Origin of the sequence: Paenibacillus sp. VCA1, from assembly GCF_031583795.1 — a bacterium.
Lineage (GTDB): Bacteria > Bacillota > Bacilli > Paenibacillales > Paenibacillaceae > Paenibacillus_AQ > Paenibacillus_AQ albilobatus.
Genome location: NZ_JAVLSX010000007.1, coordinates 75,036 through 90,086 on the forward strand (window position 1 = coordinate 75,036; position 15,051 = coordinate 90,086).

13 protein-coding genes are annotated in these 15,051 nt (G+C 51.8%); 10 read left to right on the top strand and 3 right to left on the bottom strand.

All coding sequences use genetic code 11. The features are described from left to right. The first annotated feature begins 25 nt into the window (after positions 1 to 25). From RJP21_RS17060 to mnmH, 4 genes are all read left to right on the top strand, one after another. On the top strand, positions 26 to 562 hold the full coding sequence (locus tag RJP21_RS17060) for an NADPH-dependent FMN reductase (protein ID WP_160042029.1): 537 nt from the start codon (positions 26 to 28) through the stop codon (positions 560 to 562). Between the two features lie 199 nt (positions 563 to 761). Then, positions 762 to 1,811: a D-alanyl-D-alanine carboxypeptidase family protein gene (locus tag RJP21_RS17065; RefSeq protein ID WP_310860343.1), complete on the top strand. Its 1,050-nt coding sequence runs from the start codon at positions 762 to 764 to the stop codon at positions 1,809 to 1,811. A 208-nt stretch (positions 1,812 to 2,019) separates the two neighbouring features. Then, on the top strand, positions 2,020 to 3,069 hold the full coding sequence (gene selD, locus RJP21_RS17070; protein WP_160042025.1) for a selenide, water dikinase SelD: 1,050 nt from the start codon (positions 2,020 to 2,022) through the stop codon (positions 3,067 to 3,069). A gap of 10 nt (positions 3,070 to 3,079) precedes the next feature. After that, positions 3,080 to 4,159, top strand: coding sequence for a tRNA 2-selenouridine(34) synthase MnmH (gene mnmH, locus RJP21_RS17075; protein ID WP_310860344.1), 1,080 nt, complete (start codon positions 3,080 to 3,082; stop codon positions 4,157 to 4,159). A 77-nt stretch (positions 4,160 to 4,236) separates the two neighbouring features. Here the strand turns inward: mnmH and RJP21_RS17080 are convergent, their stop codons facing one another. Continuing rightward, on the bottom strand, positions 4,237 to 5,418 hold the full coding sequence (locus RJP21_RS17080) for an MGDG synthase family glycosyltransferase (protein WP_310860345.1): 1,182 nt from the start codon (positions 5,416 to 5,418) through the stop codon (positions 4,237 to 4,239). 682 nt (positions 5,419 to 6,100) lie between these two features. Here RJP21_RS17080 and RJP21_RS17085 point away from each other — a divergent pair. Next, positions 6,101 to 6,865: an SDR family oxidoreductase gene (locus RJP21_RS17085; RefSeq protein ID WP_310860346.1), complete on the top strand. Its 765-nt coding sequence runs from the start codon at positions 6,101 to 6,103 to the stop codon at positions 6,863 to 6,865. 78 nt (positions 6,866 to 6,943) lie between these two features. Here the strand turns inward: RJP21_RS17085 and RJP21_RS17090 are convergent, their stop codons facing one another. Next, complete coding sequence (locus tag RJP21_RS17090; RefSeq protein WP_160042019.1) at positions 6,944 to 7,129, bottom strand: hypothetical protein; 186 nt, start codon at positions 7,127 to 7,129, stop codon at positions 6,944 to 6,946. A 138-nt stretch (positions 7,130 to 7,267) separates the two neighbouring features. On the opposite strand from RJP21_RS17090, the gene RJP21_RS17095 reads away from it, so the two are divergent. The 3 genes from RJP21_RS17095 to RJP21_RS17105 all read left to right on the top strand — a co-directional run bounded on the left by RJP21_RS17095 (position 7,268) and on the right by RJP21_RS17105 (position 10,791). Further along, the gene (locus RJP21_RS17095) at positions 7,268 to 9,664 is read left to right on the top strand and encodes a YcdB/YcdC domain-containing protein (RefSeq protein ID WP_310860347.1); all 2,397 of its coding nucleotides are present in this window, start codon (positions 7,268 to 7,270) and stop codon (positions 9,662 to 9,664) included. Between the two features lie 146 nt (positions 9,665 to 9,810). Beyond that, positions 9,811 to 10,317 (top strand): hypothetical protein, encoded by a 507-nt coding sequence (locus RJP21_RS17100; RefSeq protein WP_310860348.1) that lies wholly within the window; start codon positions 9,811 to 9,813, stop codon positions 10,315 to 10,317. Between the two features lie 57 nt (positions 10,318 to 10,374). Beyond that, on the top strand, positions 10,375 to 10,791 hold the full coding sequence (locus tag RJP21_RS17105; protein WP_310860349.1) for a potassium channel family protein: 417 nt from the start codon (positions 10,375 to 10,377) through the stop codon (positions 10,789 to 10,791). A gap of 100 nt (positions 10,792 to 10,891) precedes the next feature. Here RJP21_RS17105 and RJP21_RS17110 read toward each other — a convergent pair whose 3' ends face one another. Next, the gene (locus RJP21_RS17110) at positions 10,892 to 11,404 is read right to left on the bottom strand and encodes an acyl-CoA thioesterase (protein ID WP_310860350.1); all 513 of its coding nucleotides are present in this window, start codon (positions 11,402 to 11,404) and stop codon (positions 10,892 to 10,894) included. Between the two features lie 227 nt (positions 11,405 to 11,631). On the opposite strand from RJP21_RS17110, the gene hemG reads away from it, so the two are divergent. Both hemG and RJP21_RS17120 read left to right on the top strand, forming a co-directional pair. Next, positions 11,632 to 13,026 (top strand): protoporphyrinogen oxidase, encoded by a 1,395-nt coding sequence (gene hemG / locus RJP21_RS17115; protein ID WP_310860351.1) that lies wholly within the window; start codon positions 11,632 to 11,634, stop codon positions 13,024 to 13,026. Positions 13,027 to 13,257: 231 nt separating this feature from the next. Beyond that, positions 13,258 to 14,991, top strand: coding sequence for an RNA polymerase sigma factor (locus tag RJP21_RS17120; RefSeq protein ID WP_310860608.1), 1,734 nt, complete (start codon positions 13,258 to 13,260; stop codon positions 14,989 to 14,991). Positions 14,992 to 15,051 lie beyond the last annotated feature (60 nt).

Sequence of the window (15,051 nt, forward strand, 5' to 3'; positions counted from 1 at the left end):
TCTGCATGAAAAGGAGACTGCCTTCATGAAGCTGGTTGGAATATCAGGTGCGATTATCGGCAGCAAAACCGCCATCGTCGTACAAAAAGTATTGGAAGAAGTCAGAAAACTGGATCCGGAAATCGAAACCGAACTGCTGGACATGAAACATTACGATGTCCAATTTTGCGACGGGCGCGATCCGTCCGCGTATACGGGGGACACGAAAAAAGTAATCGATGCCGTCAGCTCCAGCGATTTTTGCCTGATCGGCACTCCGATTTATCAAGCCTCCATGTCCGGCGTGCTCAAAAATCTGTTCGACTTGATTCCGCAGTCCGCGCTGCAGCAAAAAGTCGTCGGATTCGTGGCGACGGGGGGAACCTATCAGCATTACCTCGTCATCGAGAACCAGTTGAAGCCCATCGCCGGCTACTTCAGATCGTACGTTGCCCCCGGTTACGTCTATGTGCATGACGATCACTTTAATGAATTCAAGGAAATCCATGATCCCAACGTGCTGGAACGGATCGAAAGACTCGCCGCAGAACTCGTATTTATGCAAAAACGCCTAAAGTCTTAAAGACTGACGGTTTACATAGCTTTTACAATGAGGATTTTGCAAAATTATGAATTAGGAACGAATGGCCTGATCAATCAGTTGATCAGGTCATTTTTTGTCGTATAATGAAATAGTAGATTCATAGATTTGTAGATGATAATGTCGAAACAAAGGGATTTTTTTCGGGGAACAAGCTTAACATGGGGAGAGATGCTCGTTTATGCGTAAATATATCGTTACCTTTGCGGCAGCCGTTTTGATCGTCGCGGGAGGTTTTTGGGCATGGGGGAAAAACCAGGCTCCGGCAGCGGATGGCGGACATGTTGAAAAACCGCCCGCACTGGCACAGCGACATTCGCAGGAAACGCCGACGACCGTTCTGGATGGACAAAACGACGGTTCGGCTTCATCGGAAAACAATCCTGAGCAAGATAAGGATCAACAGCCGTCCGGCAGCGTGGGCGGTCAGGACAAGCCTGCCAAACCGGCCAAACCGGCTGCAGATCAGTCAACACCCGCAAAAAACACGAACACGGGAGCGGCGCAAAACGGAAAGCCCTCCCAAAACGCTTCCTCCGACAAGACGCCAACGGGCGGCAAATCGGCCTCGGGGACGGGGAACGGCAGCAGCAAAACGGGTGGAAAAGGTTTTACCAATATGTACAGCGTAGAGCATGTCGTATCCAATCCGAAGAGCATCGAGGTGCTGGTCAATAAAACGTACAGGCTTCCGGAAGGATATGTCCCGCCGGATCTTGTCTACCCGAACGTGCCGTTTATTTTTTCGGAAAAAGTGGATAAACGCAAAATGCGCAGGGAAGCGGCGGCGGCGCTTGAGAAGCTGTTTGCGGCTGCGAAAAAGGACGGGGTCGAGCTTGCGGGCGTATCCGGTTACCGGTCGGAATCCCGGCAAAAGACGCTGTATAACAACTACGTCCAGCGCGACGGCGTTAAGGCGGCCGACACGTACAGCGCCCGCCCGGGCCACAGCGAGCACCAGACCGGGCTGACGATCGACGTATCCGGGATCACGGGCAAATGTGCCGCGGAAAGCTGTTTTGCCGGCACGAAAGAAGCGAAATGGCTGGACAAACACGCGCATGAATATGGATTTATCATCCGTTATCCGGAAGGCAAAGATGCGATTACGGGTTATAAATATGAGCCCTGGCATCTGCGGTACGTGGGCACCCGTATCGCGAATGAAATCGCGAGCCGTTCCACGACGTTGGAACAATATTTTGGCAGTGCGGTCCCAGTATCCAAATAAGTTTTGGCCCTCTTCTAGGAAATATTGAAGCGGACGGAGTCGTTAAACAGGATTTCCGGCATGCGTGATGCACGCCGGAGTCCTGTTCTTTTCATTTGCCTTTTTTCCGAGGGATGTGTACGATTTATAGGGGACATTGTCCAATCCGGAACGGAAATGAAAAAATGGATTCCGATACATTATGTGAGATGAAAGGTCGTGCAAACGAATGAATTCCGATATGAACATTAAATTGACTTCTCTTTCGAGCAAAGGGGGCTGCGGCTGCAAGATCGGCCCGGCCGACCTAAGCCAGGTGCTTCGGAACCTGCCTCCCGCGGAGCCGAACCCGAACTTGCTCGTCGGCCTGGACACCAGCGACGACGCCGGCGTATACAAGCTGAATGACGAATTGGCGCTCGTGCAAACCCTCGACTTTTTCACGCCGATCGTGGACGATCCCTATTCCTTCGGGCAAATCGCCGCGGCAAACGCCATCAGCGACATTTACGCCATGGGGGCAAAACCTTTAACGGTATTAAATATTGTCGCATTCCCGATTTCCACGCTGGATAAACGGATCCTTTCCGAGATTTTGCGGGGAGCGGGGGATAAAGTGAAAGAAGCGGGAGCAACGCTTGTAGGCGGCCATTCCATCGACGACAAAGAGCCAAAATTCGGTTTAGCGGTAACCGGACTGGTCCATCCTGATAAAGTACGCAGCAACGCCGGGGCGAAGGTAGGGGACAAGCTGATCCTGACGAAACCGATCGGTGTCGGCATCATGACCACCTCCATCAAAAAGGACCGCCTAACGGCCGAAGAAATTGCCCGTGTAACTCAGGTAATGTCGACCTTAAACAAAACGGCAGCCGAAGTGATGGAAGGTTACGACGTTCATGCTTGCACGGACGTGACGGGCTTCGGCCTGATGGGCCACTCGCTCGAAATGGCGAAAGGAAGCGGCGTAGAAATCCGGATCCGCAAGGATGACGTTCCCGTGCTTCCTAGAGTGCGCGAACTGGCGGAAGAGGGACAGGTCCCGGGTGGTTCCAAAAACAACTACGAGCATGTGAAGGACAGCGTTCGTTTTCCGGAAACGATGGATCAAATCGACCGCTGGATTCTGTGCGATGCCGTGACTTCCGGGGGGCTGCTTATTTCCGTGGGCGCGGACGAAGCGGAGAAACTCCATGCAGAGCTCGTCAAAGCGGGCGTCGAGGCCAACATCATCGGCGAGGTTACGGCAAGCGGCAGCGGACAAATCGTGATCGAATAAGGAGATTTCTATGTTCCAGGACATTTCGATAGAAAAACTGAATGAACTTCGCAGCAAAAAAGAAATGACGGTTATCGATGTGCGTTCTCCTTCCGAGTTCGCGGAATCGACCATTCCGGGAAGCATCAACATTCCTTTTTTTACCGATGAAGAACGGGCCGAAATCGGGACGTTGTACAAGCAGGTCAGCGTACAAACCGCCAAGGAGCGCGGCCTCGAGATCATGTCCGCCAAGCTGCCCGCGTTCGTCAAAGAGTTTGCGGAAATTCAGGGCAACAAGGCCGTCTTTTGCTGGCGCGGCGGCATGCGCAGCCGGACAACGGCTACCGTGCTCTCCTTGATGGGGATCCATGTATACCGTTTGGACGGAGGCTACCGCGCTTATCGCCGCTGGGTGGTCGAAACGCTGGGGAGCCTCGAATTTTCACCGGAGGTTTACGTGCTTCACGGTTATACCGGCACCGGCAAGACGGAAATTTTAAGAGCCTTGAAAGACAAAGGATATCCGGTTATCGACCTGGAAGGACTGGCGGGCCACAGGGGATCGATCTTCGGCGAGATCGGGCTGAAAAGCCATAATCAGAAAACGTTCGACGCGCTGTTGCTGGAAGAGCTTCTGCGTTACAACCATGAGCCGTACATTTTGATCGAGGCGGAAAGCAAGCGCATAGGCAAAGTGGTTTTGCCGGAGTTCCTGATCGAAAAGAAGGAAAAGGGCACCCACATCCTGCTGCAGGCGCCGACGGATTTGCGGGTAAGGAACATTATTCAAGATTACCGGCCGGCGGATCATGCGGAACAAAGCCTCAATGCATTTAAGCAAATCAAATCGCGCATCCATACGCCGATCGCCCAGGAAATCGAAAGTTGCCTGCTGTCCGGCGATTACGCGCGCGCGGTGGAGTTGCTGCTTTCGTATTATTATGATCCGAGATATGCCCATACGGCGTCTTCCTACGGGGAAGAATTCGAAAAATTAAAGCCGATTTCCTTCGAAACGATTGATGAGGCCGTGATGCTTATCGAAGAGCGCCTGCGGGAATTGTCGAAATCGGAGTCGACGGAGCGAAAGGTTCAGCCGGGCGCATAATTTGGCTGAATATCGTTTATATACCGAAAAAGAGAGCCGGCGGGCTCTCTTTGTTTATAGTTATATTTTGCAGCGGATCAAATTCCGACCGGAATGCCATGCACGTTGATCATGCCCTCGCGCTGCTGAGGGTATTCCAGCGTTTTGGCCACCTCAGTCGCGCATCGGCTCGGGCTGTAACTATCCTTGGCGGGGGAGTCGAAGCGGGAAGGCTGGGAGCCTTGTTCCAAGCGGAGCTGTTCGCCATGCGCCAGCTTGCGCAGCCACTCTTCCAGAACGTTTTCGTTCTGCAGTGCTTCCCCGTATCCGCGTTTGACGAAATATTCGCGGTTCATTTCTTCCTGACCGGGCAGCGACTCGCAGAACAGCATCGGCAGACCTTTGGCCAGCGCCTCGGTGCAGGTCATTCCCCCCGGTTTGGTGATCAAAAGATCGGAGGCGTCCATCCATTTGCTGATCTCGCGGGTATGGCCCAGGAGCACAATGTTTTCATGCGCGAATCTCGGGTCGTTTTTCAATTTATCCAGCAGCTTCTGGTTGCTGCCGCAGCAGAATACGAGCTGGACCTGGTCTTTCCAACGAACGAGCTGCTGAACGAGACGATGGTTTGACACGAGTCCCCATCCGCCTCCCATCACCAGGACGGTCGGCATGTTTTTGATGTTCAGCGCGTTCCGGACGCAGGTTTTGTCTTCGGAGGACCAAAAGTCCGGATGGACCGGTATGCCGGTCACTTTGACGTTTTCCGGATATACCCCGCGGTCTAGAAGAAGCTGGCGGACGGTGTCGGTGGAGACGAGAAAGCGGTCGACTTCCTTGTTGATCCATGAAGCGTGCGCGTCGTAGTCCGTAATGACGGTATACAACGGAACATTCAATCCGGCAGCCTTAAGTCTGGAAATGATGTTGGTCGGAATCGGGTGCGTGCTCACGATCAGGTCCGGACGCAAATGCTCGATGACCTCTGCGGTGTGATGATAAAATATCCGGTGCAGCGCCATGGTGGTCAGTTTGCTCAGCGGTTTATCGTGCTGCTTGCGGTAGAGTAAACCGACAAGACCTGGATTGGTATGAATGGTCAGACGATATGCGGAAATGATCCAGGGAGCGACGGTAGGGTTCAAAAACGAACCCAGTTCAATCACCTTGGCTTGAATGTTGGGGTTCATTTTTTTCATGCCTGCGGCTAACGCGTATCCGGCCTGGGTATGCCCGCTGCCGAAACCTTCGGATAAAATCAGTACTCTTTTCTTGCGCATATGATCACCTTCGATCTTATATATTGGATGCCATTCGTAAAAAGGCAGCTTATGTTCTAACGTTAAGTAACCCTGTGAATGCATGCGGCGTTCAGCCCTATGCTTGGTCGCAATATTTGATTAATTTAAGTGTATGACGAATCGATACGGGTCCAAAACGGACCGCGGACTGGTTTCATGCTGGACCAAGGTCGGGGGAACACTGCCTGTTCGGGTTGTTCTATGTAGTTAGACGATGCGCAAAAAGATAACCATGCAAGGTTATTGAAATTTTTTCGAAAAGAAAGCAGCGGGCATGAAAATCGGTTGTTATTCTACTAATAATAGATTATTAGGGAATTTATGTCTGATCAAGAGGGCAAATGATGCAAAATATGAAAAGCGGGACGGCAGCACAAGGAAAGTTAACATCGTTAGTCTGCCGGATATTGCTGGTCCCCTTGAATATAAGCCTTAGGCGAATACGGCAAAATCTGCGGGAAACAAGGCACTGCCCGATTTGAGTTTACAGGCCTATCGTATGCGTCGTATTTACAGCATGTAAAAATACAATCAAATCATTTGCGGAAATTTGGAAAATAGCCATACTTTCGCGTATAAACGATTTGAAGCCTTCGGGGACAAGTATTACAATATATTATAGACATGATGTCTAATTATATATCCCATAGGAGGAATTGCGATGAAGCTCCAAGACAAAGTTGCGGTAATTACGGGTGCCGGTTCGGGCATGGGAAAAGAAATGGCGCTGTTGTTCGGGCGTGAAGGCGCCAAGCTGGTCCTTGCGGATATCAGTCAGGCTTCGCTTGATCAAGTCGTTGCGGAAGTGAAGCAATACGGGGGACATGCGGTCGGCGTCGCCGCCAACGTCGCTAAGGAAGAAGACGTTCAGAACATGATTGAAACCGCTGTCAATACGTATGGTTCGCTGGATATACTGGTGAACAATGCAGGAATTATGGACAAAATGACACCGGTTACGGAATTGACGGATGAGCTGTGGGAACGCGTCATTGCGGTGAATGCGACGGGACCGATGCGCGCGATTCGCAAAGCCCTCCCGATCATGATCAAGCAAGGCAAAGGGGTTATCATCAACACGGCTTCGGTTGGCGGATTGTACGGTTCACGCGCCGGGGCGGCTTACACCGCGTCCAAGCATGCGGTCATCGGCTTGACCAAAAACGTGGGCTTCCAATACGCCGATGCAGGCATCCGCTGCAACGCGATTGCTCCGGGAGGCGTAGAGACGAATATTATGGCGGATGCGGGTGACATGAACCCCGAATCGCGCGGATTGAGAAAAGCCATGTCCGGCGCCGGATTCAACCCTCGAAACGGCAAACCGGAGGAAATCGCCAAAGTCGCGCTTTTCTTGGCTTCCGACGATTCCAGTTTCGTGAACGGCACGGTGATCACCGCCGACGCAGGCTGGACCGCATACTAATTATCATTGCTTCGGGTTATCCGTGAATCATCAAAAATAGAATGAAGGCGGGGTTCAAACGTCGGGGTAGGCAACTGGTCAGGAAGCAATAAAAAAAGCGCCGTCGTCCGTGCCTTTACGGCACCACGTTCGGCGCTGCTCCGCTTTTTTGTTCATGACGACTTGCGTCATCGGCTTCCGGTTCCAAGTGATTCGTCCTCCAAGCACCGGCCCTGCTTCTCCAGTCCGTGCGGATCTCGCGGACATCTTATTCCGTTTCTTCATCCTAACATCGCTCCTTGTTATACATGTTACGTTTCCAGCATAAAACATTTTAAACATGAACTCAAGCAAACTGCGTAAAATGAAATGGTATGCTATAATTATTTTGGTTTTATATGGAAATCATGGGAGGTTGAAAGGATGAAGCGCCACAAGTCCAAGAGACAAGCCCGTACGGTTGTTTCCGCCAACAAAGTAGCCAAAACCGTCATTGCCGGAACGATCGGGCTAAGCCTGCTTCAAATCCCTGTCTGGGCGGGAGCATCGCCGGAATCCATATCCGGAACCGGAACGGCGACGGCAAAGGAGAGTCCGGCTGCGCCCGCCGGCGCAGCTACAGGGGAAAAAGCAAAAATCACCAAAGAGGAAGCCGCGAAAAAAATGATCGCCTTGTTTCCGGTTTTGCAGGAAGCGAAGCTGCAGGATACCGAATATTCGGAGGGGATGAACAATCCCGGCACCGAATCGGTATGGATGCTGACATGGACGGTGACGAAAGGAAACAGCACCTATTCTTTTACAACCGGTGTGGATGCCGTTACGGGCGATGTGCTTAGTTTCTATCAACCGGAGTATTTGTCCCCCGATAACAAAGCCTATTATCCTCCTGAAATCAGTAAAGCCCAGGCCGAAAAAGCAGCCAAGGATTTTATCGCGCAAGCCGCCAGTTCGGTTAAAGTCGATGACCTCGTTCCCCAGGATGGAGCCTACTATGGCAGCAAAACGTTGTTCGGACCGGTCACCTACAATTTCAGCTATACCGCCAAAGTGAACGGCATCCCGTCCGATGCCGAAAATTTCAATGTCGGCGTCGACGGAAGAGGGCGAATCTTCAGCTACAACCGGATGTCCACCGTCAAATCGTATCCGTCCGCCAAGCCCAAGATCTCTTCATCGGAAGCGGTGGAGTCGTTTAAAAAGGATCTGTCTCTTACGCTCGCCTACGTGCCTTTTAACGATGTGTTTAATCAAGCTAATATCAAAAAGGATTGGCGATTGGAATACATACCCGCTCCTTCGTTGACGTCCATGGACGCGGGAACCGGGAAAAGAATCAATCCGCTCCTGAATTCGGATACGCCTATTCCTCAAACCCTTGAGTATACGGCGCTGCCTGCCGGCAAGGATTCCTTTAAAGCCCGCCAAGGCGGGACGCTGTCCTCCAAAGAAGTACTTCAGCTGTATGGCGATATCGCTCCTTCAGGAAACGAATACTCGCTTTCCTCCTCGCTCAGCAGTTATTGGAGCGGGACAGGGAAGCAGGTTTGGAATTTGAACTGGTATAAAAAAACCGGGGCGGGAATGCCCGGCGATAGCGTGTATATGACGGTAGACGCGGAAACGGGACAACTGCTCAATTACAATATTAACGAATTTCCGATCTATCTGAATGTGGACGAAAAAGCCCCGGCAAATTCGAAAGCGGGCGCAAACAACAAGGCTCCGGCCATTTCCGAATCGGAGGCGCGAGAAAAAGCGTTCGGGCTTGTCGGACGCTTCTACCCGGATGCTGCCCGGACATTAAAACTGTCGAACGAGTCTTCCGTGGATCGGACAGACGGCAAACCGAAGTACAGATTCGTGTTTCAGCAATTTTACAAGGATTTGCCATTGTACAACTATCAAGCAAACCTTGTGCTCGACGGCAGCGGTAAAATGATTTCCTATAACGCAAACCTGCCGCTTTCCTCCCAAAACCTAAAGGAGCTTGATGCATTGGCTGCGAAAGTGAAGCCGGAAGAAGCGGCCCAAACGTATCGGGATGCTTTGGGAGCGCAGCTTATTTACGCTTCGACCGGCGGTTTTTACACGGAAAGCAAATTCGTGGAGCCCAAAGTCCTGCTGGCTTATATGCCAACCTTTCAAGGCGAACGGAGATTGCCGTTCATTAACGCCGTTACCGGAAAAAGCGAAATCTATGCTTACCCGTCCTCCCAAAACGGCGAAGCCGCGGCCGTTCTTCCTTCGGACGCCGCTTCGCATGCTGCAAGCAAGGATCTTGCGACACTGCTGGAATACGGCGTGATCGCGCCGGGAAATGACGGGCTGCTGCATCCGGATGCGGAGCTGACTTACGGCGATTTGCTGGTGATGATCGCAAAAGGGGTAAATCCGGGATCCAACTATTACGATCCGGGCCGTCTCGGAAAACAATTCAAGGATGTGCCGGCCGATAGCCCTTATGCCGAAGCGGCCCAGTTTTTCGCGGACCGGGGCTGGCTTCCGGATACGTCTGGAGAGCTTCGCCCTGAACAGAAATTGACGCGGGAGAAGCTGGCCGAGACGATCGTGAACCTGCTGAATTACGATAAATTGGCCAAGTTTTATGACGCGGATCCTCAAGTCCTCGCTCTGTCCGATGCCGGATCCATCCAAAATAAAGGGGTGGTGAAGCAGGTCATTCAACTCGGGCTGATGTCCGCCAAAGACGGCAAGTTCGAGCCGGGTAAAACGGTGACCAAAGCCGATGCCGCTCAAGTGCTCGTGTTGTTGGCTCACATGCAAGGCAAGGTGGATTCCCCAATCGTTGGCTACTAAACCCATCGAATCCGACTGCGGCATACGGCAGCCGGATTCTTTTTCAAATGTTCGATTTTCGTGTGGCGCGAGATGATGGCGGAGAGCTGGAAAGGGCAATGACCGTTCATGTTTTCATGATTTTATCTAGTCCGGAGGTGGGCTTTTTGGCTACTCATACTCAAAAATCCAAATCCTTGTTATGGAGCGTATCCGCCGTTGCGCTGGCGCTGATCGTTTACAGCTTGGCCGCTCCGCCGCAGAAACAAGCGGAAGCGCCGTCTTCCGGCGGCGAGCCGGTCCGCGAACAAGAGGGCGGCACGATTCAAACGGCCGCAGCCGACACCCTTAAAACCGATTTCGGCTCCATCATCTACGGCGCCGATGATCGCGCGATCAACCTCGTTTTGGATTTAGACCGGTTACAATACGACCAAGTAGGGATTACATTCCTTGGCGCGGACGATAAAGGCGTAATGTTCGGGGACATGATTAGCAGCGTAAAAGTTGGGCATGTTGATGATGAGACGACTTTTGTGCCGGTAAACCATAAGCTGGTCCTCTGGACACAGTTGCCGATCCGTTTTCTCGGGGAAACCCGCGAAGGCTGGCTCGAAATGACAGACAAGGAGAGCGGAAAATCCTTATTTAAAGAAAAGCTGTCGTTCCGGTAAAGAATTTTGGGAAGGGTGCCAAATGAACCTGCATCGAAAGAATGTGAATGCACAACCATGATTTCGTTTGTCCTGACGTTAAAACGGCTGTTAAGCGGCCTGTTTCATGTTTTTCATCATAAAAGGTTCAGGGTTTTGTTCGTGGTGATCGTGTTCATGCTGTTGTCAGGGACGATTTTTTATTCGCGCGAGGAAGGACTGCCTGTGTTGGACGCCCTGTATTTTTGTATTGCCACCCTTAGCACGTCGGGCCATCCGAGTTTCGTTCCTCACACCACATTCGGCAAAATTTTTACGATGCTGTATATCGTCGTCGGCACGGGGCTGTTCATGGCGCTGTTGAGTTACATCGCATACGGTGTCATCAAAAGCAGCCAACGGGAAGACGATAAGGAGAAGGATCAAAAGAAACAACATAACGGCGGGAGGAACGGACGATCGGAAGAGAGCGTTAAGGAGCCGGATCAAGCATGAATTGGATATGAAGGGCGCCCGTCTTTGTTCTAACCATTCAAAAAATGATGGGGCAAGATGCTCAGATACGAACGGACGCCATGTGGCTGAGGCGAAGAGCTTATTCCCAAGGAAAATCGATGGTTAAGTAATTTGCGAATTTTTTGCTTTCTTCCCTGCGATGCTTGCGCATGTCCGCCCGGCGGGGCGCCGTCTCGTGAAGCCGGATTTCCTCTTCCGTCTCGGGTATGACCTTCGGCACCGGAGCCGGTTTTTTATCCTCACCGATCGCTACGAACGTCAAAAACGAAGTTGCGGCGATATGGCGCTCACCGGTTCTCAGATCTTCGGTAATGACCTTTACGAACACTTCCATCGAACTTCTTCCCGTCCAGGTGACGTACGACTCCAAACAAACCGAATCGGTCATCCGGATCGGCAGCAAAAAATCGACGGAGTCGGTTGACGCCGTCACGACCATTTTCCGGCTGTGCTTCGATGCGGAAATGGAAGCGATGTCATCGATGTAAGCCATCAATTTGCCGCCAAACAGCGTTTCGTGGTTGTTGACGTCCGTAGGAAAGACGCGCGCGATCTTAAAGCATTTCGATTCTTTTGCAAAGCGTTGTTCCATGATCATCCCTCTTTTTTGGTTTGCGTTTTTCGTTTCTGTAGTATTTTCCAGTATCCGAATGCCCATGCACATTAATTTAGATATACGTAAACTATATTATGTAAACTTAATGGTTATACATACTTATCGTATTGTCGTAGGAACGTCACAAATAGACGCGGGAATCGATCGAATAGGCTGTGATATAATAGAGGCATCGATTATTGACGGAAGCAGGTGTCCCGATTTTGAAAAAAGCAGTGATTATCGGCGGCGGCGTCACCGGATTGTCTGCCGCTTATTTTTTGCAGAAAAAAGCCCGCGAAAGCGGACAAACCATTCATATTACGATTGTGGAAGCCGAAGAGCGGTTAGGCGGCAAAATCAGAACCGTCCATGACGGAGATTTCACGATGGAAACGGGCGCCGATTCCATTGTAACGCGCAAAACGAACGCGGCCGATCTTATTGAGGAGTTGGGTTTAAAAGATGAAGTCGTGTACAACGCAACGGGCATCTCGTATATTTATGCCGACGGGAAGCTGAACCAAATTCCGAAAGAGGCCGTTTTCGGCATTCCGACAAGCATCGAGTCGCTGGCGACGACGGAATTGGTGTCGGCCGAAGGGAAGGTCGAAGCGCTTAAAGACTTTTATACCCCCAACCAGACTTTTACCAAAGACGACTCGGTAGGCGAGTTCCTTGAAGCATTTCTCGGCAAGGAATTGGTTCAAAAGCAGATCGCTCCCGTCCTGTCCGGCGTATATTCGGGAAAGCTGAGCGAACTGACCATCGCCTCGACGCTGCCGTATCTCATCGATTATAAAAACGAATACGGAAGCATCATTCGGGGATTGTCCGAACATAAGGCAAAATTCCAAAGCGGGGGCGGTAAGAAGTTCCTGTCGTTTCGCCAAGGCGTTTCCCAACTGATCGACGGATTGGAGCAGAAGCTGGATCAAGCCGAAATCCTCAAGGGCGTCGCTGCCGAAGCTTTGAAGCCCTCGCCGGGCGGCGGCTACGAGATTACGCTGATGGACGGACGCGCGCTTGAAGCCGACGTTGTAGCGATCGGCACCTTATCCGCTGCGGCCCAAAAACTTCTGAAGAACGAACGGCTGGATGAGGAGTTTAATCAATTCCGGCACAGCTCGCTGATCAGCGTGTACATGGCGTTCGACGTGCCTGACGAGGAACTGCCGGCAGACGGCACCGGCTTTATAACGGCGGATAGCGACGATGTGAAATGCAACGCATGCACATGGACAAGCCGGAAATGGGAGCATACGTCGGCGGAGGGCCGACTTTTGGTAAGACTTTTTTACAAGAGCGTCAATCCGCATTACGAATCCCTGGTGAACATGACCGAAGACGAGCTGCTGCAAATCGGCATGGAAGATATTAAAACCAGCTTGGGAATCGCAAGCAAACCGCTGACATATAACGTAACGAAGTGGCATGAAGTGATGCCGAACTATCATATCAAGCACCATCAAATCGTCCAATCGCTCGAAGCGAAAATGGAGAAGGTGTTTCCGAACGTCTTGTTGGCCGGATGCTCCTATTACGGGGTAGGGATTCCGGACTGCATCGCGAACGGGGAGGAAACGGCGGCCAAAATGCTGGAACGCATCTCGGAATAACGCTTTTTAGAAAAAAAGGCTCGGACTTTAGATCCGAAGCCTTTTTTGCATTCGCCAGGCAAACCCCCGTCATTGGGATTGGCTAGCACCTTGAAATAACGGATAATGGGGTTAACCTTAATCGTCGGAAAAAAAATTTTACAAAAAGCCGCTCCTTTTTGTCAGAAATCGCTGCCTTTCGAAGTCTATACTGCAAGTCAACGTAAGAGAGGGGAACTTTACTTGAGTCATGTGCGGGAAATGATCGAAGACTGGGAATCATTGGACGATACGACGCTAGTCGCGGAAGCCAAGGAAGGGAACCGGGAGGCTTTCGGCGAGTTGGTCCGCAGGCACCGTTCCAAGGTGTACGGATATGCGCGAAGCATGGTTCAGGAAGCCCACGCGGCGGAGGATATCGTTCAGGATGCGCTGATCCGCGCATTTCTCCATCTGGGCAAGCTGGTTGATGTCGAGCGTTTTTTGCCATGGGTTCACCGGATTGTACGCAATCAGGCGATGACCCGTTTGAAACAGGACGGCCGGCAGCGGGAAACGACCTTTACCGGGCTTGAGGCGGCGATGGCCGGAGGCGAGGAAGAAATCGAAATGTGGGGACGACTGGACTATGTGCTGAACCGCGTCGCCCGCGGGATGGAAAAGGAAATGCTTCAGGATGGCCTGCCGGAGGAACGGCTGATGCGGCTGGAAACTCAGCGGGTGCTTATGGAGATCGTCTCCTGCCTGAAACCGAGGGAGAGGCAAATTTTCGAGTCGCATTTTTTCCGCCAGCTATCCCCTCAGGAAATCGCCCGGGAGTTCAGCCTGTCATCCGCCAATGTCTATCAAGTGATTTCCCGCACCCGTAAAAAAGTGATTCAGGAACGAATCCGGATTATCGTTGACTCTTATATTCAAACGAGAAAGGATTGGGGTACGATGGGTAAAACGATGTTGGAGACGGGAAAATGGCAGGAGAACGCCCATTCTTGGGCAACGGCGGGCAACGTGCTGCATGCGCTGGCCAAAGCGGCCGGGAGAGACGACTCATTGGCGATGGTCATGGGACTTACCGGATTGGCATTCCGGATTCAGGTGCTGCCGGACGTTCATATTGCCGGACCGACGGCTTTCGATTTTGCGGAGGTGTTCCGTAAAGGGCTTCAAAACTTGGGGCTGAGCGTCAAGATCGTCAACGGGATGAAGCCGGGGATCGGCGAAAACTTCAATCTGCTTGACGAAACGGAGAAAGGCCCGAAAGCGATGAAAAAAAGGGATATCCATCAGGCGCTTCCCGAGGCGCTCGAACTGATACATCAGTCGTTGGACCGGGGATATCCGGTGCTTGCGTGGGATCTGTGCATTCCGGAATTCGGCATGCTCTACGGATACGACGATGAGCAAAAACTCCTTTATATGGAGGAATGCGGGCGCAAAGATACTATCGGCTATGAGGGCTTGGGACGGGGCGTGATGGAAGAAATCTTCGTGCTGGCCGTCGACGCCGCGAATCCTGCCTCGCTTAAGGATGGACTGCGCGGGGCGCTGCAAATGATCACGGAGCATTATTCCGGCAAAGAACCGAACGTGCCTGCCGAAGCCGTCAATGGCTTGGAAGCGTACGACGTTTGGATCGAGGCATTCCGCGGCAAAGGCGTGGAAGCAAACGGCAACGCTTATAACGCTGCGGTTGTGGGAAGCAGCCGAAAATATGCGTCATGGTTTTTGGAGGAGGCTGCCCGCAGCTCGGAAGCATTCGGGCAAGACGATGAAAAGGTCAAAGGGCTATTGAGCGAAGCGGCGGAAACTTATCGTCAAGTCGCGCAAGCTTTCGCGGAACTACATACCTTGTTCCCGTATCCCGAAGGCGGCAATCCGAATGACCCGAAGGTAGCGCCGCAGGCGGTCGCTTTGCTGGAAAAAGCAAAAAAGCTCGAAACACAAGGGGCAAAGCAGCTGGAAAATCTGTCGAACTTCATTGATTAATGTCGATAATAATTAATGACATAAAATAAAAAAGAAGGCTTGATCGCAATCGGTCAGGCC

Bases quoted from the DNA above. Each gene is read 5' to 3' on its own strand.
- RJP21_RS17105 (WP_310860349.1), top strand. From the start codon at position 10,375: ATGATTTCGTTTGTCCTGACGTTAAAACGGCTGTTAAGCGGCCTGTTT.
- RJP21_RS17065 (WP_310860343.1), top strand. From the start codon at position 762: ATGCGTAAATATATCGTTACCTTTGCGGCAGCCGTTTTGATCGTCGCG.
- RJP21_RS17095 (WP_310860347.1), top strand. From the start codon at position 7,268: ATGAAGCGCCACAAGTCCAAGAGACAAGCCCGTACGGTTGTTTCCGCC.
- selD (WP_160042025.1), top strand. From the start codon at position 2,020: ATGAATTCCGATATGAACATTAAATTGACTTCTCTTTCGAGCAAAGGG.
- RJP21_RS17090 (WP_160042019.1), bottom strand. From the start codon at position 7,129: ATGAAGAAACGGAATAAGATGTCCGCGAGATCCGCACGGACTGGAGAA.
- RJP21_RS17110 (WP_310860350.1), bottom strand. From the start codon at position 11,404: ATGGAACAACGCTTTGCAAAAGAATCGAAATGCTTTAAGATCGCGCGC.
- RJP21_RS17085 (WP_310860346.1), top strand. From the start codon at position 6,101: ATGAAGCTCCAAGACAAAGTTGCGGTAATTACGGGTGCCGGTTCGGGC.
- RJP21_RS17080 (WP_310860345.1), bottom strand. From the start codon at position 5,418: ATGCGCAAGAAAAGAGTACTGATTTTATCCGAAGGTTTCGGCAGCGGG.
- mnmH (WP_310860344.1), top strand. From the start codon at position 3,080: ATGTTCCAGGACATTTCGATAGAAAAACTGAATGAACTTCGCAGCAAA.
- RJP21_RS17060 (WP_160042029.1), top strand. From the start codon at position 26: ATGAAGCTGGTTGGAATATCAGGTGCGATTATCGGCAGCAAAACCGCC.